Source organism: Streptomyces sp. NPDC014907 (assembly GCF_055562975.1).
Map to the genome: position 1 here is coordinate 223,052 of NZ_JBVHEG010000005.1, position 21,545 is coordinate 244,596.

General features: G+C 75.0%; 21 protein-coding genes. 12 read left to right on the forward strand and 9 right to left on the reverse strand.

Translation table 11 applies throughout. The features are described 5' to 3' along the window. Position 1 precedes the first annotated feature (1 nt). From ACZ3IL_RS16175 to ACZ3IL_RS16225, 11 genes are all read left to right on the forward strand, one after another. Positions 2-1,558, forward strand: coding sequence for a beta-N-acetylhexosaminidase (locus ACZ3IL_RS16175; protein ID WP_467390791.1), 1,557 nt, complete (start codon positions 2-4; stop codon positions 1,556-1,558). Between the two features lie 234 nt (positions 1,559-1,792). Continuing rightward, positions 1,793-3,355 (forward strand): FAD-dependent oxidoreductase, encoded by a 1,563-nt coding sequence (locus ACZ3IL_RS16180; protein ID WP_467390793.1) that lies wholly within the window; start codon positions 1,793-1,795, stop codon positions 3,353-3,355. 175 nt (positions 3,356-3,530) lie between these two features. Beyond that, positions 3,531-4,301: a hypothetical protein gene (locus tag ACZ3IL_RS16185; protein WP_467390795.1), complete on the forward strand. Its 771-nt coding sequence runs from the start codon at positions 3,531-3,533 to the stop codon at positions 4,299-4,301. A 2-nt stretch (positions 4,302-4,303) separates the two neighbouring features. Continuing rightward, complete coding sequence (locus tag ACZ3IL_RS16190; protein WP_467390797.1) at positions 4,304-4,774, forward strand: phage holin family protein; 471 nt, start codon at positions 4,304-4,306, stop codon at positions 4,772-4,774. Continuing rightward, on the forward strand, positions 4,750-5,421 hold the full coding sequence (locus ACZ3IL_RS16195; protein WP_467390799.1) for a DUF3618 domain-containing protein: 672 nt from the start codon (positions 4,750-4,752) through the stop codon (positions 5,419-5,421). Before ACZ3IL_RS16190 ends, ACZ3IL_RS16195 begins: the two co-directional genes overlap by 25 nt. A gap of 218 nt (positions 5,422-5,639) precedes the next feature. Then, a complete protein-coding gene (locus ACZ3IL_RS16200; RefSeq protein WP_467390801.1) occupies positions 5,640-5,894 on the forward strand; it encodes a hypothetical protein in 255 nt (84 codons plus the stop codon). A gap of 111 nt (positions 5,895-6,005) precedes the next feature. After that, positions 6,006-7,016 (forward strand): SDR family NAD(P)-dependent oxidoreductase, encoded by a 1,011-nt coding sequence (locus ACZ3IL_RS16205; protein ID WP_467390803.1) that lies wholly within the window; start codon positions 6,006-6,008, stop codon positions 7,014-7,016. Between the two features lie 13 nt (positions 7,017-7,029). Beyond that, the gene (locus ACZ3IL_RS16210) at positions 7,030-7,476 is read left to right on the forward strand and encodes an SRPBCC family protein (protein WP_467390805.1); all 447 of its coding nucleotides are present in this window, start codon (positions 7,030-7,032) and stop codon (positions 7,474-7,476) included. Then, positions 7,473-9,053 carry a phytoene desaturase family protein gene (locus ACZ3IL_RS16215; RefSeq protein ID WP_467390807.1) on the forward strand — a complete coding sequence of 527 codons (1,581 nt, stop codon included), beginning with the start codon at positions 7,473-7,475 and terminating at the stop codon, positions 9,051-9,053. The genes ACZ3IL_RS16210 and ACZ3IL_RS16215 overlap by 4 nt, the downstream gene beginning before the upstream one ends. 204 nt (positions 9,054-9,257) lie before the next feature. Continuing rightward, positions 9,258-9,548: a hypothetical protein gene (locus ACZ3IL_RS16220; RefSeq protein ID WP_467390809.1), complete on the forward strand. Its 291-nt coding sequence runs from the start codon at positions 9,258-9,260 to the stop codon at positions 9,546-9,548. 170 nt (positions 9,549-9,718) lie between these two features. After that, positions 9,719-10,006 carry a WhiB family transcriptional regulator gene (locus ACZ3IL_RS16225; protein WP_467390811.1) on the forward strand — a complete coding sequence of 96 codons (288 nt, stop codon included), beginning with the start codon at positions 9,719-9,721 and terminating at the stop codon, positions 10,004-10,006. Positions 10,007-10,179: 173 nt separating this feature from the next. Here ACZ3IL_RS16225 and ACZ3IL_RS16230 read toward each other — a convergent pair whose 3' ends face one another. Beyond that, positions 10,180-10,548 (reverse strand): PRC-barrel domain-containing protein, encoded by a 369-nt coding sequence (locus ACZ3IL_RS16230; protein ID WP_467390813.1) that lies wholly within the window; start codon positions 10,546-10,548, stop codon positions 10,180-10,182. Between the two features lie 408 nt (positions 10,549-10,956). Between ACZ3IL_RS16230 and ACZ3IL_RS16235 the strand changes: the two genes are divergently transcribed. Then, positions 10,957-11,850, forward strand: coding sequence for an SDR family oxidoreductase (locus ACZ3IL_RS16235; RefSeq protein ID WP_467390815.1), 894 nt, complete (start codon positions 10,957-10,959; stop codon positions 11,848-11,850). Between the two features lie 62 nt (positions 11,851-11,912). Here ACZ3IL_RS16235 and ACZ3IL_RS16240 read toward each other — a convergent pair whose 3' ends face one another. The 8 genes from ACZ3IL_RS16240 to ACZ3IL_RS16275 form a co-directional block, all read right to left on the reverse strand. Further along, a complete protein-coding gene (locus ACZ3IL_RS16240; protein WP_467390817.1) occupies positions 11,913-12,755 on the reverse strand; it encodes a metallophosphoesterase family protein in 843 nt (280 codons plus the stop codon). Next, entirely contained in the window at positions 12,752-13,003 is a 252-nt protein-coding gene (locus ACZ3IL_RS16245) for a BON domain-containing protein (RefSeq protein ID WP_467390818.1), read from the reverse strand. Before ACZ3IL_RS16245 ends, ACZ3IL_RS16240 begins: the two co-directional genes overlap by 4 nt. Before the next feature lie 178 nt (positions 13,004-13,181). Continuing rightward, positions 13,182-14,447 carry a cation:proton antiporter gene (locus ACZ3IL_RS16250; RefSeq protein ID WP_467390820.1) on the reverse strand — a complete coding sequence of 422 codons (1,266 nt, stop codon included), beginning with the start codon at positions 14,445-14,447 and terminating at the stop codon, positions 13,182-13,184. Further along, positions 14,444-15,388 (reverse strand): NrfD/PsrC family molybdoenzyme membrane anchor subunit, encoded by a 945-nt coding sequence (gene nrfD, locus ACZ3IL_RS16255; RefSeq protein ID WP_467390822.1) that lies wholly within the window; start codon positions 15,386-15,388, stop codon positions 14,444-14,446. Before nrfD ends, ACZ3IL_RS16250 begins: the two co-directional genes overlap by 4 nt. Beyond that, positions 15,385-16,356 carry a 4Fe-4S dicluster domain-containing protein gene (locus tag ACZ3IL_RS16260; protein ID WP_467390824.1) on the reverse strand — a complete coding sequence of 324 codons (972 nt, stop codon included), beginning with the start codon at positions 16,354-16,356 and terminating at the stop codon, positions 15,385-15,387. The genes nrfD and ACZ3IL_RS16260 overlap by 4 nt, the downstream gene beginning before the upstream one ends. Next, positions 16,353-19,643 (reverse strand): formate dehydrogenase, encoded by a 3,291-nt coding sequence (fdh, locus tag ACZ3IL_RS16265; protein WP_467390826.1) that lies wholly within the window; start codon positions 19,641-19,643, stop codon positions 16,353-16,355. The genes ACZ3IL_RS16260 and fdh overlap by 4 nt, the downstream gene beginning before the upstream one ends. Before the next feature lie 224 nt (positions 19,644-19,867). Further along, on the reverse strand, positions 19,868-20,095 hold the full coding sequence (locus ACZ3IL_RS16270) for a hypothetical protein (RefSeq protein ID WP_467390828.1): 228 nt from the start codon (positions 20,093-20,095) through the stop codon (positions 19,868-19,870). A gap of 162 nt (positions 20,096-20,257) precedes the next feature. Next, positions 20,258-21,511: a cytochrome P450 gene (locus ACZ3IL_RS16275; protein ID WP_467391338.1), complete on the reverse strand. Its 1,254-nt coding sequence runs from the start codon at positions 21,509-21,511 to the stop codon at positions 20,258-20,260. Between the last annotated feature and the right edge of the window lie 34 nt (positions 21,512-21,545).

Here is a 21,545-nt window from a genome sequence, read left to right on the forward strand (position 1 = left end):
CATGGATCTGCTCCCCCGCCCGACCTCCCTCCGCCGCCGTGCGGGAACCTTCCCCCTGACGTGCGCGACCGCCCTGACGGCGGGGGACGGCGCCCACGGGGCCGCCGCCCTGCTGCGGGACCTGCTCCGCCCGGCGACCGGACTGCCGCTCGCCCCCGCGGGGGTCGCGCGGGGCGGCGCGATCGTCCTGTCCCTCGACGCGCGGGCCGGGGCGGAGCTGGGCGCCGAGGGCTACCGGCTGGACGTCACCCCCGAGGAGGCGCTCCTGGTGGCGGCGGCGCCCACCGGGCTCCTGCGGGGCGTGCAGACGCTGCGCCAGCTCCTGCCGCCCGAGGCGTGGTCGGACCGTCCGGTCCGCGGCGTCGTCTGGGAGCTGCCCTGCGTGTCCGTCGTGGACGTGCCGCGCTTCCGGTGGCGGGGGGCCCATCTGGACGTGGCGCGCTGGTGGATGCCGACGGCCTTCCTGTTCCGTTACGCGGACCTGCTGGCGGCCCACAAGCTGAACGTCCTGCACCTGCACCTCACCGACGACCAGGGCTGGCGGATGCCGGTCGAGCGCCACCCGCGGCTGACCGAGACGGGCGCCTGGCGGTCCCGCAGCATGGCGGGCGCCCTCGCCGAGGAGCGGTACGACGACGTCCCGCACGGCGGCCACTACACCCGGCGGGAACTGTGCGACCTCGTCGCGTACGCGGCCCGCCGCGGTGTCACCGTCGTCCCCGAGATCGATCTGCCGGGCCACGCGCAGGCGGCGGTCGCGGCCTACCCCGAGCTGGGCTGCGGACCCGCCGGCCCGGACGGGCGCGTCGAGGTCTCCCCCCGCTGGGGCGTGCACGACCGCATCCTCGGCGTCGGCGACGCGTCGCTGAGGTTCTGCCACGACGTGCTGGAGGAGGTGCTCGACGTCTTCCCCTCCCGCCACGTCCACATCGGCGGGGACGAGGTGCCGACCACCCGCTGGCACGCCTCGCCCACCGCACGGCGGAAGGCGCGCGAGCTGGGCATCCCCGTCGACGGCCTGCACGGCTGGTTCACCGGGGAGCTGGACGCCTGGCTGCACGCGCGGGGCCGGCGGACGGTCGTCTGGGACGACGCGTTCGTCCACGGCAGGGCGGCACCGCTGTCCGAGGGGGCGACGGTCATGTCGTGGCTGGGAACGGACGGCGCGGCCGCCGCCGCGGCCGCCGGGCACGAAGTGATCATGACGCCGCACGACCGGACCTACTTCGACCACGGTCAGGCCGAGGGCCCGGGAGAACCGCTCTCCATGGGCCACGTCGTCACCCTGGAGGACGTCTACGGCTACGAGCCGGTCCCCGCCTCCCTGTCGGCCGAACAGGTCCTCGGCACCCAGGGCCAGTTGTGGACCGAGTACCTCCCCACGCCGGAGCGGGTCGAGTACGCGGCCTTCCCCCGGCTGTGCGCGCTCGCCGAGGTGGCCTGGTCGTCCCCCTCCGGGCGGGACCACGCCGAGTTCCTGGGGCGGTTGCGGCCCCATCTGGCCCGTCTCGGCCACATGGGAGTCGCCCACCGGCGGCTCGACGCCCCCTCCGCCTGAGCGGCCGGGGCTCCCACCGCTCTCCGCTCCCCCGGCCGGCCCCCTCCCGTACCGTCGCCGCCGCCCGTGCCCCGGGGGATCTCCGGGAGGACCCGTACGGACTCGGACGCGGCCGGAACGGCTGACTTCCGCCACAGCGGGCAGAGGCGGGAGGACGGGCCGGGCGAGCGGAGAGACGGCGCGGCGCCCGAACGGCCCGGGGAAAGAGCCCCGCGCACCAGGGAGAGCACGGACATGACGGAACTTCCCGGAACCTACGAGTCGTACTGGATGGAGACCGGAAAGGGCCCCGGACACCCCGCCCTGACCGACGGGCCGGAGGTCGACGTGGCGGTCGTCGGCGCCGGGATCGCCGGCATCTGCACCGCCTGGGAGCTCGCGCGCACCGGACGGCGCGTCGCCCTGCTCGAAGCCGACCGGGTGGCCGCGGGCGTCACCGGCTACACCACCGCGAAGCTCTCCGCCCAGCACGGGCCCCTCTACGCGCACCTGCGCGCGACGTTCGGCGCGGAGGGAGCCCGGCAGTACGCCCGCTCGCAGCAGGAGGCCGTCGAGCACGTCGGCCGGGTCGCGGCGGAGCTGGGGATCGACTGCGAGCTGGAACGGGTGCCGGGATACGTGTACGCGGAGTCCGCGGACACGGCCGAGCGGCTGCGGGCCGAGGCCGACGCGGCGCGCGAGGCGGGACTCGACGCCTCCTACGTGACGGAGACCGGTCTGCCGTACCCCGTCGCGGGCGCGGTCCGGGTGGAGCACCAGGCCCAGTTCCATCCGCGCAAGTACCTGCTGGCCCTCGTCGCCGACCTCGTGGCACGGGGCGGGATCGTGCGCGAGCGGACGCGGGTCGTCTCGCTCCACGAGGGAGAGCCCTGCCGGCTCACCACCGAGAGCGGCGTCGAGGTCGTCGCCGACGACGTCGTGGTGGCCACGCACTACCCGGTCTTCGACCGCGCCCTGATGTTCTCCCGGCTCGAACCGCACCGCGAACTCGTCGTCGCCGCGACACTCCCGGCCGGGAGCGACCCCCGGGGCATGTACCTCACGCCGGACCGGAACACCCGGTCGGTGCGCACCGCCCCGTACGGCGGGGACGAGCGGCTGCTCATCGTCACCGGGGAGAAGTTCAGGCCCGGCGAGGGCGAGGTGGGCGAGCGTTACGAGAAGCTCGCCGCCTGGACCCTGGAGCGCTTCCCGGACGCCCGGATCACCCACCGGTGGGCGGCCCAGGACAACACGAGCACGGACAAGGTGCCGTTCGTGGGGCGCTTCCACCCCGGGTCCCGGCACGTGTACGTGGCGACCGGCTTCGGCGGCTGGGGCATGAGCAACGGCGTCATGGCGGGGCGGCTGCTGAGCGCGCGGATCACCGGCGGGGACCTGCCGTGGTCCTCCCTGTACGACCCCCGGCGCCTCCACGCCGCCGAGGCGCCGTCCCTCCTCAAGGCGCAGGGCGCGGTCCTCAAGCACTTCGTGGGCGACCGGCTCCGCCCCTCCCACGCCGACACCGTCGAGGAGATCGAGCCCGGCACCGGGGCCCTCGTCCGGGTCGGCGGACGGCGCTGCGCGGTCTACCGCGACGAGGACGGCGGGCTGTGCTCCGTGTCCGCGCGCTGCACCCACCTGGGATGCCTCGTCCACTTCAACGACGCCGAGCGGGCCTGGGAGTGCCCCTGCCACGGTTCCCGGTTCGCCGTCGACGGGTCCGTGATCCAGGGCCCCGCCGTGCGCCCGCTCGCACCGCGCCCGCTCCCCGGCGGCACCGGCGGCTCCGACGACACCGACGGCACCCACGGGTGAGCGGGCTCCCCCACCCCCGCCGACGAGATCCACGGGCCCCGTGCCGCCCATGCCGCCCATGAAGCAAAAAATCAATGGATGTCACAGGAAAGAACGGTCCGGGGGGATGCCTTCCGGAACGGCGGGTACGCGCCGGACAACAGACCCGATCACCGCTGATGGCCCAGGAGGAGCCTTGAGTGACTTCCAGGACTCGGACCGCCGGCAGGAAAGCAAGCCGGCGGCAGTAGCACATACAGCCCAGGACAAGGCGGGCGAGAGCGCCGCCCTGATCGGGGACAAGGCCACGGACGTCGCCCGGACCGCGAAGGAACAGGCCGGGAACGTCGTCGGTGAGACCCGGGCGCAGGCCAAGGACCTCGTCGGAGAGTTCCGCGGGCAGCTCCAGGACCAGGCGCAGACCCAGACGCGGCGCCTGGCGGAGAACGTGCGGAGGATCGCGGCCGAGGTCCGCGACATGAGCGAGAACGGCAAGCCGGACTCCACCGCGGGCGAGCTGGCCCGCCAGGTGGCCGACCGCGGGCACCGGGTGGCCGACCACCTGGAGCGGCGCGGCCCCGACGGACTGCTGAGCGACCTCCAGGACTTCGCGCGCCGCCGGCCCGGCGTGTTCCTCGCCGGCGCGGCGCTGGCCGGGTTCGCCGTCGCCCGCGTCGGGAAGGGGGTCGGCGCGGCGTCCTCGTCGTCCGGCTCCGACGGCGCGCGGAACTCCGACCCCACGTGGGGCGAGGACAGCCCGCGCACCGCCCCGGCACGCGACCCCCTCCCCACGTCGGCGTACGCGCCCACCGACCCGCTGGACACCTACGGGCAGTCCCAGCCGCCGCACGTGACCCACACGCCCCCGGTCACGCCGGCTCCGCCCCTCCATCCGCCCGTCACCCCGGACCCGACCCGGCCGCAGCCCGGGTACGGCGGTACTCCGCGACCGGGTGAGGGGAGCTGACCATGGCCATCTCCTCCCACGAACGGATCCCGGTGCCCTCCGCACCCCCCTCCGGGTCCCGGCCCGCTCCCCCGCCGCCCTCGGGGAGAGAACGGCACGACGCCTCGATCGGCGACCTGATCGGGGAGATCGGCACCGACCTCTCCCAGCTGGTGCGGGACGAGATAGAACTCGCCAAGGCGGAGATCAAGCAGGAGACGACGAAGGCCGGCAAGGCGGCGGGCATGCTCGCCGGCGCCGGCTACGCGGGACACCTCGTCCTGCTGCTCGGCAGCCTGACGGTCGTCGCCGCCCTGAGCAACGTCATGAACGTCGCCTGGGCCGCGCTCATCGTCACCGCCCTGTGGGCGGTGGCCGGGGGCGTCCTCTACCTCACGGGACGCAAGCGCCTCGCCGCCGTCAACCTCAAGCCCGAGCAGACCGTGGAAACCCTGAAGGAGGACGCCCAGTGGGCACGACACCCGAGGAGCTGAGGTCCGATCTGGAGTACCGCCGCGCCCACCTGGCCCAGAACGTCGACCGGCTGGCGGACCGGCTGACGCCGAGCAGGGTGGCGCAGCGCAAGGCCGCCTCCGTGCGGCAGGGAATCACCGATGTGAAGGAGCGTGTGATGGGTTCGGCGCACGACACGGGGCACCGGCTCGCCGACCGGACGGGACAGGCGGGCGACAGCCTCGCGGAGACCGCCCGTGAGGCGGCGGGCAGCGTGAGCGAGACCGTGCAGGGCGTGCCCGACCGGGCGAAGCGCCGGACGCAGGGCAGCCCGCTCGCCGCCGGGATCATGGCGTTCGGCGCGGGCATGCTGGCGGCGGCCCTGCTGCCGACCACGGAGGCCGAGGAACGCGCGGGCCGGCACCTCAAGGAGCACTCCGACGACCTCCTGGAACCGGTCAGGCAGACGGCCACCGAGGCGGCCCGGGAGCTGAAGGAGAACCTGCGCGAACCGGTCTCGGAGGCGGTCGAGTCGGTCAGGTCCACCGCCCAGGACGCGGCCTCCACCACCAAGGACGACGTCCGCCGCGCGGGACAGGAGACCTCGGAGGGCGTGCGGCAGGCCGGAAGGGACGCCGCCCAGGAGGTGCGTTCGACCTCCGCCGACCAGGACCGTCCGGGAGGCTGACGCCTCCCCGCGGCAGCGGAACGCGGGACGGCCTCCGGGCCGGACCGCCGCGCGGGAACCCCGGGCCCTCGGGCCCGGGGTTCCCGCGCGTCCGGCCGTGACGGCCACCGGGCGAGGCCGTTCGGGTGGTCGCGGAATCTTCACACGGACCGCCGTGCGCCGGGCGTGGGAGCGGGCACCCGCTCGGGGAGCGAGGTTCGACAAGGAGGACATGTGCCGTGGTTGCGATCGCCGTTCTGCTGCTGCCCCTGCTGGGAGTGCTCCTCTTCCTGATGGACCGGATCGAGGACCGGGTGACGAGCCCGCCGGGAGGGTCGCGCCACGCCGGGCGGCGGCACCTCCGGCTGGTCGTGGACGACGGCCGGACGGCCGGGGAGGGCCGTCCGGGGCGGCACCGTTCGGCCCGGCGCGCACCCCGGGTCGTGGCCGCGCCGGCGCGCGGGGCGGGAACCGGGCACGCCGACGCCGCGTGACCCGCGGGGCGGGCCTGCCCGGTGGGCCGGAGGGACACCGCCCGCGCATGAACCCGGCGAAACGGGTCATAGGCCACGCGTGAGAGGAAGCCGCGCGTGAGAAGAGGGCCCATGCGAAGAGGTCGGCACACCACCCCGCCCGGCACCGTCGTCGTGGTGACCGGGGCGTCGAGCGGGATCGGGCGCGCCGTGGCGCGGGCGTTCGCGGAGAGCGGCGCGCGCACGGTGGTCACCGCCCGCAGCGCGGACGTCCTGGAGGAGGTCGCGCGGGAGTGCGCGGCCGGCCACCCCCTGGCCGAAGCGGTGGCCGTCCCCGCCGACGTCACCGATCCGGCGGCGATGGCCCGGGTCGCGCGGACCGCGCTCGACCGGTACGGCCGCGTCGACGTCTGGGTGAACGCCGCGGGAGTGGGCGTCCTGGGCCGCCTGGACGGGGTCCCGCCGGACGACGCGCGCCGGCTGTGGGAGGTCAATGTCCTGGGCGCGCTGCACGGGACGCAGGCCGCGCTCCCCGTGATGCGCCGCGGGGGCCGGGGGGTGGTCATCGGCCTCTCCTCCGTGCTCGGCGGCTCCGTCGAAGCCCCCTACCAGGGGCACTACGCCGCCTCCAAGGCGGCTCTGATCACCCTCGACGAGGTGCTGCGCCAGGAACTGCTGCTCTCCGGGGACCACGGGATCGCCGTGTGCACGGTGCTGCCGACCGGTGTCGACACCCCGTTCTTCCGGCACGCGGCCAACCACACGGGCCGCCGGCTGCGCGCCCTCCCCTCCGTCGGCACCCCCGAACGGGTGGCGCGGGCCGTCGTGGCCACCGCCGCCCGTCCCCGGCGGCGCGTGACCGTCGGGCCGGGCTCCCTGTTCCTCCCGGCCGCCCACGCCCTGGCGCCCGGCCCGGTGCGGCGCGTGATCCGGCGGCGCACCGAACGGCACTACTTCGACGCACCGGGCACGGCCCCGGTGACCGCCGGCATCCTCCGCGACCCGTCCGGGGACACGGCGTCGGTCTCCGGCGGCCGGCACGCACGCATCCGTACGGCGGGACGGCGGACCGCCGCCCTGGCCGCGGTCGCGGGCGCGGGTCTGGTGGCCCGCGCCCTCCGCGCCCGCCCCCGACTTCCCTGAGGAGAACGCACCCATGGCACAGTGGAACCGGCTCATCGAGGTCCCGCCCGAGGACGTCTGGGCGGTCCTGAGCGACGGCCGGCTGTACTCGCGGTTCGTGGTGGGAACCCACGAGACCTGGGAGGAGGACGGCCAGTGGCCCGCCCCGGGCGCGGAGCTGGGGTACGTCCTGAAGTTCGGGCCCACCTCGTACCGCGGCCGCACGATCTCCCGCATCTGCGAACCGGGACGCCGTCTCGAACTGGAGGCGAAGACCGAACTGGGGACCGCCCGCATCGCCTTCCGCCTGGAGCCCTGGGGCGACGACACCCTCGTCGTCGTCGACGAACACCCCCTGCGGGGGCCCGCGGCGCGCTGGCACAACACCGCCGTCGACGCGCTGACGCGCCTGCGCCACCGGGGCATGCTGGCGCGCCTGGAGAAAATGGCCACCGCCCGGCGGCAGGAGGCCCGGACGTGACGGCTCCCGACGCGGTGGTGATCGGCGCCGGCCCCAACGGCCTGGTGGCGGCCAACCTGCTGGCCGACGCCGGATGGCGGGTCGTCGTCCTGGAGGCGCGGGACGAGCCCGGCGGGGCCGTGCGCAGCGACCGGGGCGTCCACCCCGACTACGTCCACGACACGTTCAGCGCCTTCTATCCGCTCGCCGCCGCCTCCCCCGTGATCCGCGACCTCGGGCTCGACGAGTACGGGCTGCGCTGGAGCCACGCCCCCGCCGTCGTGGCCCATCCGCTCGCCGACGGGCGGTGCCCGGTCCTCCGCCGCGACGTCCGCGCGACCGCCGCCTCGGTGGACCGCTTCGCCGCCGGCGACGGAGCCTCCTGGGAGCGTCTGCACCGTCTGTGGCGGGGCGTCGCGGACGATCTGATCGGGTGCCTGTTCACCCCGTTCCCCCCGGTCCGGGCGGGGCTGCGGCTCGTCGGCCGCACCGGCCCCGGGGACAGCCTCCGGCTGCTGCGCACCATGCTCCTGCCCGCCCGCCGCTTCGGCGAGGAGAACTTCGCGGGGGACGGCGGCAGGCTGCTGATCGCCGGGAACGCGCTCCACGCCGACCTGGGCCCGGAGTCGGCCCTCGGCGGGGGGTACGGCTGGCTGATGAGCATGCTCGGCCAGGACCACGGCTTCCCCGTGCCCGTCGGCGGGGCGGGCCGGCTGACCGGCGCGCTCGTCGCGCGGCTGCGCGAGCGCGGGGGCGAGCTGCGCTGCGGTCACCCGGTGGCCGAGGTGGTGGTCCGCGGCGGCCGGGCGGTCGGCGTCCGCACCGAGGACGGCACCGAGGTGCCCGCGCGCCGGGCGGTCCTCGCCGATGTCCCCGCCCCCCTGCTGTACACGCGTCTCGTCGGCGAGGAGCACCTGCCGCCGAGTCTTCGCGCCGACCTCCGCCGCTTCCAGTGGGACTTCTCCACGGTCAAGGTGGACTGGGCGCTGGACCGCCCCATCCCCTGGTCCTCGGAGGCGGCTCGCGGTGCCGGGACCGTCCACGTCGCGGAGGGCGTGGACGCGCTCACCCGCTTCGCCGGGCAGCTCGCCATGCGGCAGGTGCCGGAGGTGCCGTTCACCGTGCTCGGGCAGATGACGACGGCGGACCCGAGCCGCTCCCCCGCCGGTACGGAGTCGGCGTGGGGCTACACGCACGTCCCGCAGCACATCCGCTCCGACGCCGGCGGGGACGGCATCACCGGGCGCTGGGACGAGCGCGAGAAGGAGGCGATCGCGGACCGGGTCGAGGCGGGCATCGAACGTCTGGCGCCCGGGTTCCGGTCCTCCGTGCGCGCGCGGCGCGTCCTGGCGCCGACCGATCTGGAGCGGCTGAACCCCTCCCTGGTGGGCGGCGCCGTCAACCAGGGCACCACCAGCCTCCACCAGCAGCTGGTCTTCCGGCCCGTGCCGGGCACGGGCCGGCCCCGCACCCCGGTCCGGGGCCTCTACCTGGCGTCCGCCACGGCCCACCCGGGCGGCGGTGTCCACGGCGCCCCGGGCGCCAACGCGGCGCGCGCCGCTCTCCGGAGCCCGCGCCTCCCCCGCCGGCGTCGCTGACCGGGGCGGAACAGGCCCGTCCGGGGACCCCTCCGGGGAGCGCGGGGGCCGTGGACCGGCACGGCGCTCCGCCCTCCCGGGGCCGGGGCGCGCTCGGATGCCGTCCGGAACGGAACGTGATGTGCTGGCAGGGGGACGGTCCGCCGTCGCCCCTGCCGCCGGGGAGGGCACGAGGCCCTGCCCGTCCCACGAGGAGGCACAGTCATGGCGCTCTTCGTCCACGCCGTCGTCCCGGGGGTCACCACCGGGCAGTACGACGCCCTCAGCTCCGCGCTCCGGGAGAGGCCCGGGATCTTCGAGGGCTGTCTGGCCCACACGTGCGTGCCGACGGACGACGGGATCGAGGTCTTCGACGTCTGGGAGACCGAGCAGCACATGAACGCGTTCGTCGAGAAGATGATGCCCGTCGCCGCGGAGCAGGGCTGGCCCCGGCCGGTCGCCGCGCCGCGCGTCCTGCCCGTCCACGCCCACTGGGCTCCCGGCGCGGACGGCTGATCCGCGTTCCGCGAGGACGGCGCCCCCGTCCGCCGCCCGTGAACCGGCCGGCGGACGGGGGTCGTTCCGTTTTTTTCCTTCACCGGGCCCCGAAGGCGTTTCGAGGAGGGCATCGCGGCCAGACGTTCCCCGAGAGCGTCGGACGAACCGGCTGAAGGAGGACAACAGGGATGGCGAAGGTGTCGCGTCTGCCCGGCCGGGCGGAGCACCAGTGGAACTGGCAGATGTCGGCCGCGTGCCGTGGCGTGGGGACCGAGGTGTTCTTCCACCCCGAGGGCGAACGGGGGCCGGACCGGGCCGCGCGCGAGGAGGCGGCCAAGGCCGTCTGCGCGACGTGCCCCGTACGGGCCCGCTGCCTGGAGCACGCTCTCAGCGTGGCGGAACCCTACGGGGTCTGGGGCGGTCTGACGGAACAGGAGCGGGAACTGCTGCTCCGTACCAGCGCCACCGCGGCGTAGCGGGAACGCGCCGGGGCGGCCCACGGGCCCGATCCCCCAGGCGTGCCTCCGGATTCACGGACCGGAGGCGCACCTGGGGGATCGGGTCGTGTGCGCGGCGGCCACGGCGGCACGGGACGGAGCGGGCCCGGACTCGGTGAGTCCGGGCCCGCTCCGTCCCGTGCGCCGGGCCGTCAGACGACGCGGCCGCCGAACGGGCCGCCCAGGCCGTAGTACGTGCCCACCTGCTCGCGGTAGGCGGGGTCCTCCAGGTGCTTGTCGCGCTGGAACTCGGGAGCGTCCTTGATCTGCTCCTTGGTCCGGTCGACGTAGATCTTGCGCTCCTCCGGGTCGATCCGGGTCACGGTGATCGCCGGGAGGAGGACCTCCTTGCCGAAGATCCACACCCCGGTGTCCACGACCAGATAGGCGTCGTTGACCTCGTCGGAGTGCTTGTCCACCTTGCCGATGCCGCCGTCCGTCGCCTCGACCTTGTATCCGGTCAGGTCGGTGCCGGCCAGGTGCCCGGCGGTCGGCCGGTAACTCCACGCGTGCTCAGTCATGCGAAAACAACTCCTCCGATGGGGAAGGACGGCGGGTGGTCCGCCGCCGTCCTCCTGCTCCGTACGCGGTGCGCGGCGCGGTGGGCCGTGCGCCGTTCCGTACGCGATGCCTCACTCGACGGAACCGTTCTCCGTCCGCACTCCGCCTGCCCCGCGCTCCGCGACTCATGCCCCCGGACGCGGCGCGGGGCGTTCCCGGCGGCCCCGCCCCCCGTTCGGCCCCCGTCCGGGGGGAAGGCGGGATACGGGCGGGGCGTCCGGGTAGCCGGACACCGTGGACACCGACGGAAACGCCGCCCCGCGTCGCCGCGGGCGGGAACGGTGTCCCCGGGACCGGCGCCGGGCGACGGCCCCCGGCCGTCCGCCGCCCGGTCCCCGTTCATCCGCACCGTACGAAGGAATGCTCCGATGTCACCTCAGGAAGCCCCCCGTCTGCCCGACCCGGTCTCCCTCCACCCCGTCCCGCCGTTCCCGGAGCAGGAGCAGGAGCACCCCGGCTCGACCGAACGGATGGACCCCCGGCCCGACCACGGGGAGGACTCCTACCGGGGCCACGGCCTGCTCCCCGACCGGGCCGCGGTGGTCACCGGCGGGGACTCCGGGATCGGCAGGGCCGTCTGTCTCGCGTTCGCCCGCGAGGGCGCGGACGTCGTCTTCACCCATCTCCCCGAGGAGGCGGACGAGGCCGCGGAGACCGCGCGCCTGATCCGCGAGGCGGGGCGCACGGCGGTGCCCGTCGCGTGCGACATCCGGGACGAGGAGCAGTGCACGGCCCTGATCGACCGGGCGGTGGCCGAGCTGGGACGCGTGGACCTCCTGGTCAACAACGCCGCCTACCAGATGTCCCAGCCGGACGGGATCGAGGCCGTGACCACGGAGCAGTTCGACCGGGTCATGAAAACCAACCTGTACGGGATGTTCTGGCTCACCCGCAAGGCGCTCGCCCACATGCCGCGCGGCGGATGCGTCATCAACACCACCTCCGTGCAGGGCTACCAGCCCAGTCCGCACCTCTTCGACTACGCGATGACGAAGGCGGCGATCGTCTCCTTCACCCACAGCATGGCGCAGCTCCTGGCCGAACGCGGCATCCGCGTCAACGCGGTCGCCCCCGGCCCGGTGTGGACCCCGCTCATCCCCGCGACGATGCCGAGCACGAAGGACTTCGGCGCCCAGTCGCCGCTGGGGCGTCCCGCGCAGCCGGCGGAGCTGGCGCCCGCGTACGTCTTCCTCGCCTCTCCCGGGGCGAGCTACATCACCGGGGAGGTCGTCAACGCCACCGGCGGCACCCCGCTGCCGTAACCCCCCGACACGCGTGTGCCCCCGCCGGCGGCCGGCGGGGGCACACGCGTGTCGGGGGCGGGTCACATGGGGGCGTCCACGGCCGGCGGCGGGGAGATCCGCCCGGTCCCCTGCCGGCTTCCGGTCTCCTCCCGGTCGCCGGTCCCCTCCCGGCCTCCCGTGAGCGGCAGGTGGTAGAGGGCGAAGGCCTTCCGGATGACGGGCTGGGCGACGTTGCGGACGCGCACCCCGCCCGCCGTCATGCCGTGCTCGGTGCCCAGGTGGGCGTGGCCGTGCACCGCGAGGTCGGCGCCCGCGCCGTCGATGGCCTCGGCCAGGAGGTAGCTGCCCAGGAAGGGGTGGATCTCGGCCGGTTCGCCCGCGAGGGTGTCGGAGACGGGCGAGAAGTGGGTGAGGGCGATCCGCGCCTCGCAGCCGGACACCTCCTCCAGGGCGTCGTGGAGGCGCTCGGCGGCGCGGCGCGTGGTGCGGACGAACTCCTTCATCTGGCGTTCGCCGAACTCCCCGGCACTGCGGCCGGCGAACCCGCCGCAGAACCCCTTCACCCCGGCGACGCCGAGCCGTCCGCCGTCCACCGGCAGGACCGCAGTCCCGCCCTCCAGGACGGTGACCCCCGCGTCGGAGAGGACGCGGGTGACGTCGGCCTCCCGGTCGGAGTGGTAGTCGTGGTTGCCGAGCACGGCCACGACGGGGACGCCGAGGTCGCGGACCTCGTCGGCGACGACCTCCGCCTCGGCGACCGTGCCGTGCCGGGTGAGGTCGCCGGCGAGGAGGAGGACGTCCGCGCAGAGGGGCAGCGTCTCGAAGGAGGGGCGCAGCAGGCCCCGGCAGTCCGGGCTCAGGTGGATGTCACCGACGGCCGCCACCCGGACGGCGGCCCCTCCGTGCCGCTCCGGGGCCGTCACAGCAGCTCCTCGGGCCGTTCGGGGGGATCGACGCAGGCGACCACCAGGTCCGCCCGGACGGGGAGTCCGGCCAGTTCCTCCCGGGCGAGCCGGAGGACGGCCTCCCGGCCCTCGGCCGTCGGAACCGTCCCCGTCAGGAGCACGGCCGCGCCGCGCTCCTCGACGCGCACGCCGAGTTCGGCCGTGTCCCCGCGTGCGAGCCGGTCTCTGAACCTGGCGATCCGGTACTCGTTCCCGCCGGTGTCCATCGTGGTCCTCCGTTCTGCCGTCCCTGTCGTGTTCCCTGGGCGCGGTCCCCGCCGGGTGCGGGCGTCCTCACCGTCGCGTCTCCCCCGTCCCGACCGCACCATTCCTCCCGGTCCGTCGCGGTACGGCCGGGGGCGGGGGCTTCCGCGCCCCGCGGCGGGGCGTGCGGGGCGGCGGGGCTCACGGGGGCGCGTCGGACGGCCGGATCTCGCGGAGGCGGTCCAGACGGCGGATGACCGGGGTGGCGCTCGCGCCGTGCAGCAGGACGGAGAGCGCCACCGTCGTGGCGGTCAGCACCCACAGATCGTGGGCCTGCGCCTCGAACCCGTGGTGGCCGAGCGCGTACGCGAGGTAGAAGAGGGAGCCGATGCCGCGCAGGCCGAAGACGGCGGTGACGACCCGTTCCCGGGGGCCGGTGACGAAGCCGAGCTGCGCGATCCATCCCGTCAGCGGGCGGACGACCACGATCAGGGCGAGGGCGAGCAGGACCGTCCGCCAGGTCAGCGCCCCGATCCCGGTGGTGGCCAGGTAGCGGCCGAGGAGGAAGAGAAGGGCGGCCGTCAGGAGGCGCTCGACCTGTTCGGTGAACCCGTGCAGCACCTTGTGGTAGCCGTGGCCGCGTTCGGCCGCCCGCACGGTGCAGGCGGTGACGAACACGGCGAAGAAGCCGTATCCGTGGGCGAGTTCGGTGATGCCGTAGGAGAGGAAGGTCGCCGCGAGCGCGACGAAGCCCTCCATGTGCTCGGACAGCCGCAGCGAGTGGGTCCCGGCCCTGAAGAACATCCATCCGAGGAGCCGCCCGAGGACCACCCCGACCGCGACGGCGACGGCCGCCCTGGCCAGGAGGTCGACGCCGAACCAGCGGCCCCAGTCCGCCTCCGTGAGGACGCCGCCCGCGCCGGCGAGCGCGACGGCGGCGAGGACGAAGGGGAAGGCCAGTCCGTCGTTGAGGCCGGCCTCGGCGGTGAGCGTGAAGCGGACCTCGTCCTCGTCGTCGTCCTCGTCGGTGGGCTCCCCCACCCTCACCTCCGCCGCGAGCACCGGGTCGGTGGGGGACAGCAGGGCCCCCACGAGCAGCGCGGTGGCCACCGGCCAGTCGAAGAGCCACCACGCGAGCGCGGTGGTCGCGGCGACGGTCAGGGGCAGGGTGATGCCGAGGAGTCGCCACGGCCCGGCCCAGGAGCGCGGTCCGAAGCGGCGGTTCAGCGCGAGTCCGGCGCCCATCAGGGAGACGATCACGCAGATCTCGGTGACGTGCTCGACCCAGACCCGGTCCGCCACGGGATCGATGTCGGGCAGGGGGACCGGCAGGGGGCCGGAGAGGGCCCCGGCCGCCAGGAACACCATGGGCATGGACAGGGGTTTGTCGCTCACGAGCCGCGGGACGACCGCCGCCGCCAGCGCTCCGAGGCCGAGAACCGTGAACGTTATGTCGGAAGGGGTCATGGAGTCCTTGTGCCGGCGCCCGCTTCGAGGCGTGCGCGTTGGGGGACGACGGTGTACCGGGGGTCCTCGGCCGAGGCGATGCCGGCGGCGAAGACACCGAATCGGGTGCAGGCGGAGCCCGCGAGCAGCGCCAGGCCGCTCGTCAGGGCGGCCGCGCGGCTGCGGCCCGCGAAGAGGGCGGCCCCCGCGGCCCCGCAGGTCGTCAGGACCCGCGCGGTGCGCAGGAGCCGGCCCGCGCGCCCGGTCCTCCAGGTCTCGGCGACGACGGGGCCGAGGGCGCGTTCGGCGGCCCGGGACGCCACCTCCTCCCCCACCGCGGCGAGGACGGCGGCGCAGCGCGCGGGCGCGTTCTCCCGGCGGGGCCCGGCCGCGAGCGCCATGCCGGAGGCGGCGGCGGTCGCGGACGCGGCGAAGAGGTAGGGCAGTTCGCGGTGCGCGCCGTGCCAGGCGGGGACGGCGGTGTCCGCGACGAGGACGGCGGTGTACGTGGTCAGGAGCGGTCCGAGGAGCGCCGCCGCGCCCGTGGCGGCGGCTCCGGCCCGGGGCATCCGGCCGGTCACCGCGCTGAGGGCGGCGCCTCCGGCGGCGGGGCCGTAGGCGGACAGGAGCCAGGAGCCCATGCTCATCGGGGAGGTGGGCTTGGCCACGCGCAGCATGTGGGCGAAGCGGGCGGGCCGCCCGAGGTCGTGGACGAGGGCCGCGGCGGAGAGGGAGACCGTCACCAGGGAGGAGACCTTGAGGGCCTTCGCGGTGGTGTCCCGGCCGGTGAGCTGGGCGCCGGCGGCGAGGACCGAGCCGGCCCCGGCGAGGCCGCCGAGGAAGAAGTAGCCGGCGATGTCCCGCGCGGACCAGGACGGGGCCTTGATGACCGGTTTCCCGTAGTACGAGGTGAACTCGGCCCGTTCCACCATCAGCCGCTCGCCGCGCCGTCGTCCGCTCATCGGACCGCCTTCTTCCGTACGAGGGCCGGCAGGGCGAACGTGGCGGCGCAGCCGACGAGGAGGGAGAGGGCGGCCGCGCCGGCGTGCCGCCACATCGAGGGGAGGTCGCGGGTGGTGACCCGCGGGTCGGGCGGGAGGCCGTAGACCTCGGGATCGGCGAGCAGCAGGAAGAACGCGCCGTCCCCGCCGACCCCGTCCTCGGGGTCGTGGCCGTACAGGCGGGCGCCCGCGACGCCGGCCTCCCTCAGCTCCGCGACACGGGCGTCCGCGCGTGCGCGGAGTTCGTCGAGCGGCCCGAAGGCGATGGACTCGGTGGGGCACGCCTTGGCGCAGGCGGGTTCCTGTCCGGCGCCGAGCCGGTCGTAGCAGAGGGTGCACTTGAAGGCGCGGCCGTCCTCGGGGCGCTGCTCGATGACGCCGTAGGGGCAGGCGGGCACGCAGTAGCCGCAGCCGTTGCAGATGTCCTCCTGGACGACGACGGTGCCGAACTCGGTGCGGAAGAGGGAGCCGGTGGGGCAGACGTCCAGGCAGGCGGCGTGGGTGCAGTGCTTGCACACGTCCGACGACATCAGCCAGCGCAGCTCGCCGGGCCCGGTCTCCCCCGCCGTCTTCCCGTCGCCGTCGAGGGGACGTTCGGCGGGGGAGACCGGCCCGTCCGCGAGGGGCAGTTCGGTGCGGCCCTCGGGGGCCGGGACGCGCTGCTCGACGAAGGCGACGTGGCGCCAGGTGGAGGCGCCGAGGGCCTGGGTGTTGTCGTACGACATGCCGGTGAGGGTCATGCCGTCCTCGGGGATCGCGTTCCACTCCTTGCAGGCGACCTCGCACGCCTTGCATCCGATGCAGATCGAGGTGTCGGTGAAGAAGCCGACGCGGGGCGGCGGGTCGGGGTGGCCCGCGTCGCCCGCCGGGTCGGGTTCGGGCCCGCTGAGCCGGTTGCCGGAGAAGAGGCCGCTGTCGAAGAGGTTCACGGGCGGGGCTCCGTTCCGGTGGTGGCGGTGATGCCGGCGCGGCGCCGGTAGTCGGCGACGAGCTCGGGCAGCGCCGGGCCGCGGGGACGGCGGCCGGGGCGGATGTCGGCGGTCAGCGCCTTGTCCTCCTGGATGTGGGCGTCCGGGTCGAGGGCGATGGCGACGAGTTCGTTGGCCGCGTCGCCGGTGGCGATCCCGTTGGGGCCCCAGTGGAAGGGGAGGCCGATCTGGTGGACGGTGCGGCCGTGGACGGTCAGCGGGACGATCCGCTCGGTCACCATCACCCGGGCCTCGACGGCGTTGCGGGCGGTGATGATGGTGGCCCAGCCGCCGTGTTCGAGGCCGCGTTCCTCGGCGAGCCGGGGCGAGACCTCGCAGAAGAACTCCGGCTGGAGTTCGGAGAGGTAGGGCGACCAGCGGCTCATGCCTCCCGCGGTGAAGTGCTCGGTGAGGCGGTGGGTGGTGACGACGTACGGGTACACGTCGGCGCCGGGTTCCCCGCCGCTGGGGTGGTAGCGGTTGCCCTCGCGGCTCTTGAGCTGCCGTACGGGCGACCGGGAGCGGTCCGGGTGGAGGGCGTTGGTGAAGGGCGAGTCCTGGGGTTCGTAGTGCGTGGGCAGGGGCCCGTCCTCCAGGCCGGCGGGGGCGAAGAGCCAGCCCTTGCCGTCGGCCTGCATGATGAACGGGTCGTCGCCGCGCAGCGCTCCGGGTCCGGTCGCCCCCTCGGGGGGCACGTGGTCGGGCGGCAGGTCCGGGATGAAGTCGGGCACGTCGGGGCCGGTCCAGCGCCCGGCGTCGGCGTCCCACCGGAGATAGGCCTTGCGTTCGCTCCACGGGGTGCCGTCCGGGGCGGCCGAGGCCCGGTTGTAGAGGATGCGCCGGTTGGCGGGCCAGGCCCACGCCCAGTCGGCGGCCACCCAGTCCTGTGCGGTGTGGGGGGTGCGGCGGGCGGCCCGGTTGACGCCGTCCGCGTACACCCCGCAGTAGATCCAGCAGCCGCAGGCGGTGGAGCCGTCGTCCTTCAGCTGCGTGTAGGCGTCGAGCGGGGCGCCGTCGGGGCCGCGCCCGTTGATCTCGGCGAGCACGGACTCGGCGATCGGTTCGTCCAGGGGGCCGTCGACGGGATAGTCCCAGGTGAGGTCCTGGACCGCCCGGTCCATCGGGTCGGCGGAGGAGGCGAGGCGTTCCTTGATCCGGCGGCCGAGGTGGTACGTGAACCACAGGTCGCTGCGGGCGTCGCCGGACGGTTCGACGGCGGCGTGGTGCCACTGGAGCCAGCGGTTGGTGTTGGTGAAGGAGCCCGACTTCTCCGTGTGGGCGGCGGCGGGGAAGAAGAAGACCTCGGTGGCGATGTCCTCCGTGCGGAGTTCGCCGGTCTCGATCTCGGGGCCGTCCTTCCACCAGGTGGCGGACTCGATCAGGGAGAAGTCGCGGACGACGAGCCAGTCGAGCTTCGCCATGCCCAGGCGCTGGAGGCGGGTGTTGGCGGAGCCGACGGCGGGGTTCTCGCCCATGAGGAAGTAGCCCTTGCAGACGCCGTCGAGCTGGGCCATGACCGTGTCGTAGGTGCTGTGGGAGCCCGTCAGGCGGGGCAGGTGGCCGAAGCAGAAGTCGTTCTCCGCCGTGGCGGCGTCACCGTAGTAGGACTTCATGAGGGAGACGAAGTACGCCCGCATGTCGCCCCAGAAGCCCTTCTCGGTGCGGCTGGCGTCGATGAAGTCGTCCAGCGTCTCGTGGGCGTGGGCGTGCGGCATCGGCAGGTAGCCGGGGAGCAGGTTGAAGAGGGTGGGGATGTCGCTGGAGCCCTGGATGGAGGCGTGGCCGCGCAGGGCCTGGATGCCGCCGCCGGGCCGGCCGATGTTGCCCAGGAGGAGCTGGAGGATGCTCGCGGCCCGGATGTACTGCGAGCCGGTGGTGTGCTGCGTCCAGCCCACGGCGTACACGAAGGCGCTGGTCCGTTCGCGGCCGGAGTTGGAGGTGAGGGCGTCGCAGACCTTGCGGAACGTCTCCCGGGGGACGCCGCAGACCTCCTCCACCAGTTCCGGGGTGTAGCGGGCGTAGTGGCGCTTGAGGATCTGGTAGACGCAGCGGGGGTGCTGGAGGGTGTCGTCCCTCCTGGGCCAGGGGTGGGCCTGGGGTCCGCCGGAGCCGTGGGCCTCGGACTCGACCGGCTCCCCGGCCTCGCCGCCCTGGCCTTCCCCGTAGCCTTTCCCGTCGCCGTCCGCGCGCCGTCCGTACTGTTCGTCGACCTCCCCGGTGGGCTGCTGGACCGGGCTGCCCTCGTACTGCCAGGAGGACGGGTCGTAGTGCCGGTTCTCCTCGTCGAGCCCGGAGAAGATCCCGCCGAGGTCCTCGGTGTCCCGGAAGTCCTCGCCGATCAGGGTGGCCGCGTTGGTGTAGGCGAGGACGTACTCGCGGAAGTCCTTCTCCTCGCTCAGGACGTGGTGGATGATCCCGCCGAGGAAGGCGATGTCGCTGCCGGCGCGGATCGGGACGTGGAGGTCGGCCAGGGCGCTGGTGCGGGTGAAGCGGGGGTCCACGTGGATGACGGTGGCGCCGCGCGCCTTGGCCTCCGTGACCCACTGGAAGCCGACGGGGTGGGCCTCGGCGTAGTTGGAGCCCTGGATGACGATGCAGTCGGCGTGCTGGAGGTCCTGCATGAAGGTGGTCGCGCCGCCCCGGCCGAAGCTGGTGCCGAGGCCGGAGACGGTCGCGCTGTGGCAGACCCGGGCCTGGTTCTCCACCTGGACCACCCCGAGTCCGGTGAACAGCTTCTTGATGAGGTAGTTCTCCTCGTTGTCGAGGGTCGCCCCGCCCAGGCTGGCGATGCCCATCGTGCGGGCGGTGCGCACCCCCTCGTGCTCCCACTCCCAGGTGCGCCGCCGGGTCTCGATCACCCGGTCCGCGACCATCTCCATCGCCGTGTCGAGGTCGAGCCGCTCCCAGTCGGCCGCGTACGGGCGCCGGTACAGCACCTCGTGGCGGCGGGCGGAGCCCGTGGTGAGCTGGAGGGTCGCGGAGCCCTTGGGGCAGAGGCGGCCCCGGCTGATCGGGGAGTCCGGGTCGCCCTCGATCTGCACGACCCGGCCGTCCTTGACGTACACCTGCTGGCCGCAGCCGACGGCGCAGTAGGGGCAGACGGAGGGGACGACCCGGTCGGCGGTCGCGGTCCGGGGGCGCAGCCCCTCGGTGCGCGGTGAGGTGGCGGCCCGGCCGCGGCCGAGGCGGTCGGCGCCGGTGAGCTGGCGGTATACGGGCCAGCGGCGCATCGGTTCGAACGCACCCATCTCCGTGTCCTCACGTCCTCGCGTCGTCGCGTCTCACGTCCGGGGCCGGTCCCCGTGACGGGTACGGCCCCGGTCCAGGCTCCCCCGGCGGCGGGACTCCCGCGACCCGGAGGCCCCGGTCCGGTGAGGGCGCTCCGGCCGGTTCCGGTCCGGCGCGGCCGGTGGTCCCGGTCCGGCCGGCTCCGGTCCGGCCGGTCCCGGGGCGGCCGGTCCGGGGCCGGTGGTCAGTCGGCCGGTTCCTCGGGGGCGGACCGCCCGGGACCGGCGTCACCGTCCTCCGGGCGGTCCCGGGGCCCCGTGCCGGCCTCCTCGGTGTCCGGCAGGGCGCCGTCGCCGCCCGGAACCGTGGGGAGGGGGATGGCCGACGGGTCCTCGCCCTCGGCGGCCTGCTGGTCCTCGCGGTCGCGGGGGACCGGTTCCTCCGACTCCCCCGGTGTGTGCGGCTCGCGCATGGTGGTCTCCTCTCGCCGGCCGCGGGAACGGCGGCCTCGTACGGAAGGCGGGACGGTCCGGCGTCCCGGAGGCGATCCGGGACGCCGCCACCGGGTCCGCTGCTACCTCCGGTGTCCGGAACGCCGCCGGTCAAACGTGCGGCGGCCCGGCGGCGCGGCCGGTCAGCCCGCCGGGGCCGGTGGCGCCGGGCGGACGCGCTCCATGACGTAACCGCTGCGCGGGAGCGTCGGCACGCGGCTCAGGGGGATCGACAGGTCCTGGTCGGGCACCTCGTGGGGCAGCCGGGCGAGCCGCGGGACCAGGGCGGCCAGGAGGGCGAGGGTGATGTCCTCCCCGGGGCAGCGGTGGCCCGCCGCAGGGTCGCCGCCGCCCTGCGGGACGAGGTCGTCGCGTCCGATCACCACGCCCTCCCGGGTGAACCGGGCCGGGTCGAAGGAGTACGGGTCCGGCCACAGGTCCGGGTCGTGGTCGTGGCCGTACAGGTCGAGGAGGACCAGGCTGCCCTCCGGGAGGGTGACGCCGCCCCACTCGGTGTCGGCCGCGGCGAGGCCGCCGGTGAACGGCGCGAAGGGGTAGAAGCGGCGGACCTCCTGGGCGAAGCCCCAGGCGTGGCGCTCGTCCGCCGCGAGGAGCGCGCGGTGTTCGGGCCACCGGTGCAGGGCGTGGGCGGAGAAGGTGAGGAACCAGCTGACCGCGACCGTGGGACGGAGCACGTTGAGGAGTTCCACGGCCGCCGTGTGGAGGTCGAGCCGCCGGCCGTCCGCGTCCACGTGCGCGGCCACCGCCTGCGCGACCGTGGCCCGCTCCGGCTCCGGCGGGACACCGGCGCTCCGGAGCTCCCCGATCAGGGGGGCGAGCCGCCGTTCCTGGCGCTTCCTCGCCAGGCGCGCGCGGACGTGCCGGGGGCCCACGGAGGCGAAGCCGTCCACCATGGCCACGAGGTCCCGGGCGGTGGCCTCCTCCTCGTCCGCGGGCAGCGGGACGCCGGCCCAGTCGTGCACGGCCCGGGTCAGGACGCGGGCGGCCTCGTGGAAGAGGACCACCCGGTCCCGTTCCCGCCAGCCGGCCTCCGCCCGGTCCCAGGCCTCTCCGGCCCTCTCCGTGAGGGCCGCGACCCGCGCCGGGTCCTTGAGCGTGCTCAGGAAGAGGGCCTTCCGCTCGCGGTGCGGCCCTCCGTCGAGGGTGTGGACGGCTCCGCGCCCGAAGAGGGTGTCCAGGATCGGGCCCGGCATGGCGTCGTGCCGGCGGACGTGCTTCTCGTCGTAGAAGAAGTCCACCGCCTCCTTGCCGTGCAGCGCGGTTCCCCGTTTCCCGAGGAGCCGTACCGGCACGGCCGGGGCGTCGCGGGCCCGCCGGCGCAGGTCGGGGAGCCACGCGTACCCCTTGAGGAGAAGGGACGCGGTGCTGTCGGGCAGGGGGGTGCGCGTGCGGCCGGTGGGGTCCTGGGAC

Bases quoted from the DNA above. Each gene is read 5' to 3' on its own strand.
- nrfD (WP_467390822.1), bottom strand. From the start codon at position 15,388: ATGAGCGGACGACGGCGCGGCGAGCGGCTGATGGTGGAACGGGCCGAG.
- fdh (WP_467390826.1), bottom strand. From the start codon at position 19,643: ATGGGTGCGTTCGAACCGATGCGCCGCTGGCCCGTATACCGCCAGCTC.
- ACZ3IL_RS16210 (WP_467390805.1), top strand. From the start codon at position 7,030: ATGGCACAGTGGAACCGGCTCATCGAGGTCCCGCCCGAGGACGTCTGG.
- ACZ3IL_RS16180 (WP_467390793.1), top strand. From the start codon at position 1,793: ATGACGGAACTTCCCGGAACCTACGAGTCGTACTGGATGGAGACCGGA.
- ACZ3IL_RS16250 (WP_467390820.1), bottom strand. From the start codon at position 14,447: ATGACCCCTTCCGACATAACGTTCACGGTTCTCGGCCTCGGAGCGCTG.
- ACZ3IL_RS16235 (WP_467390815.1), top strand. From the start codon at position 10,957: ATGTCACCTCAGGAAGCCCCCCGTCTGCCCGACCCGGTCTCCCTCCAC.
- ACZ3IL_RS16230 (WP_467390813.1), bottom strand. From the start codon at position 10,548: ATGACTGAGCACGCGTGGAGTTACCGGCCGACCGCCGGGCACCTGGCC.
- ACZ3IL_RS16245 (WP_467390818.1), bottom strand. From the start codon at position 13,003: ATGGACACCGGCGGGAACGAGTACCGGATCGCCAGGTTCAGAGACCGG.
- ACZ3IL_RS16205 (WP_467390803.1), top strand. From the start codon at position 6,006: ATGCGAAGAGGTCGGCACACCACCCCGCCCGGCACCGTCGTCGTGGTG.
- ACZ3IL_RS16220 (WP_467390809.1), top strand. From the start codon at position 9,258: ATGGCGCTCTTCGTCCACGCCGTCGTCCCGGGGGTCACCACCGGGCAG.
- ACZ3IL_RS16190 (WP_467390797.1), top strand. From the start codon at position 4,304: ATGGCCATCTCCTCCCACGAACGGATCCCGGTGCCCTCCGCACCCCCC.
- ACZ3IL_RS16270 (WP_467390828.1), bottom strand. From the start codon at position 20,095: ATGCGCGAGCCGCACACACCGGGGGAGTCGGAGGAACCGGTCCCCCGC.
- ACZ3IL_RS16225 (WP_467390811.1), top strand. From the start codon at position 9,719: ATGGCGAAGGTGTCGCGTCTGCCCGGCCGGGCGGAGCACCAGTGGAAC.
- ACZ3IL_RS16175 (WP_467390791.1), top strand. From the start codon at position 2: ATGGATCTGCTCCCCCGCCCGACCTCCCTCCGCCGCCGTGCGGGAACC.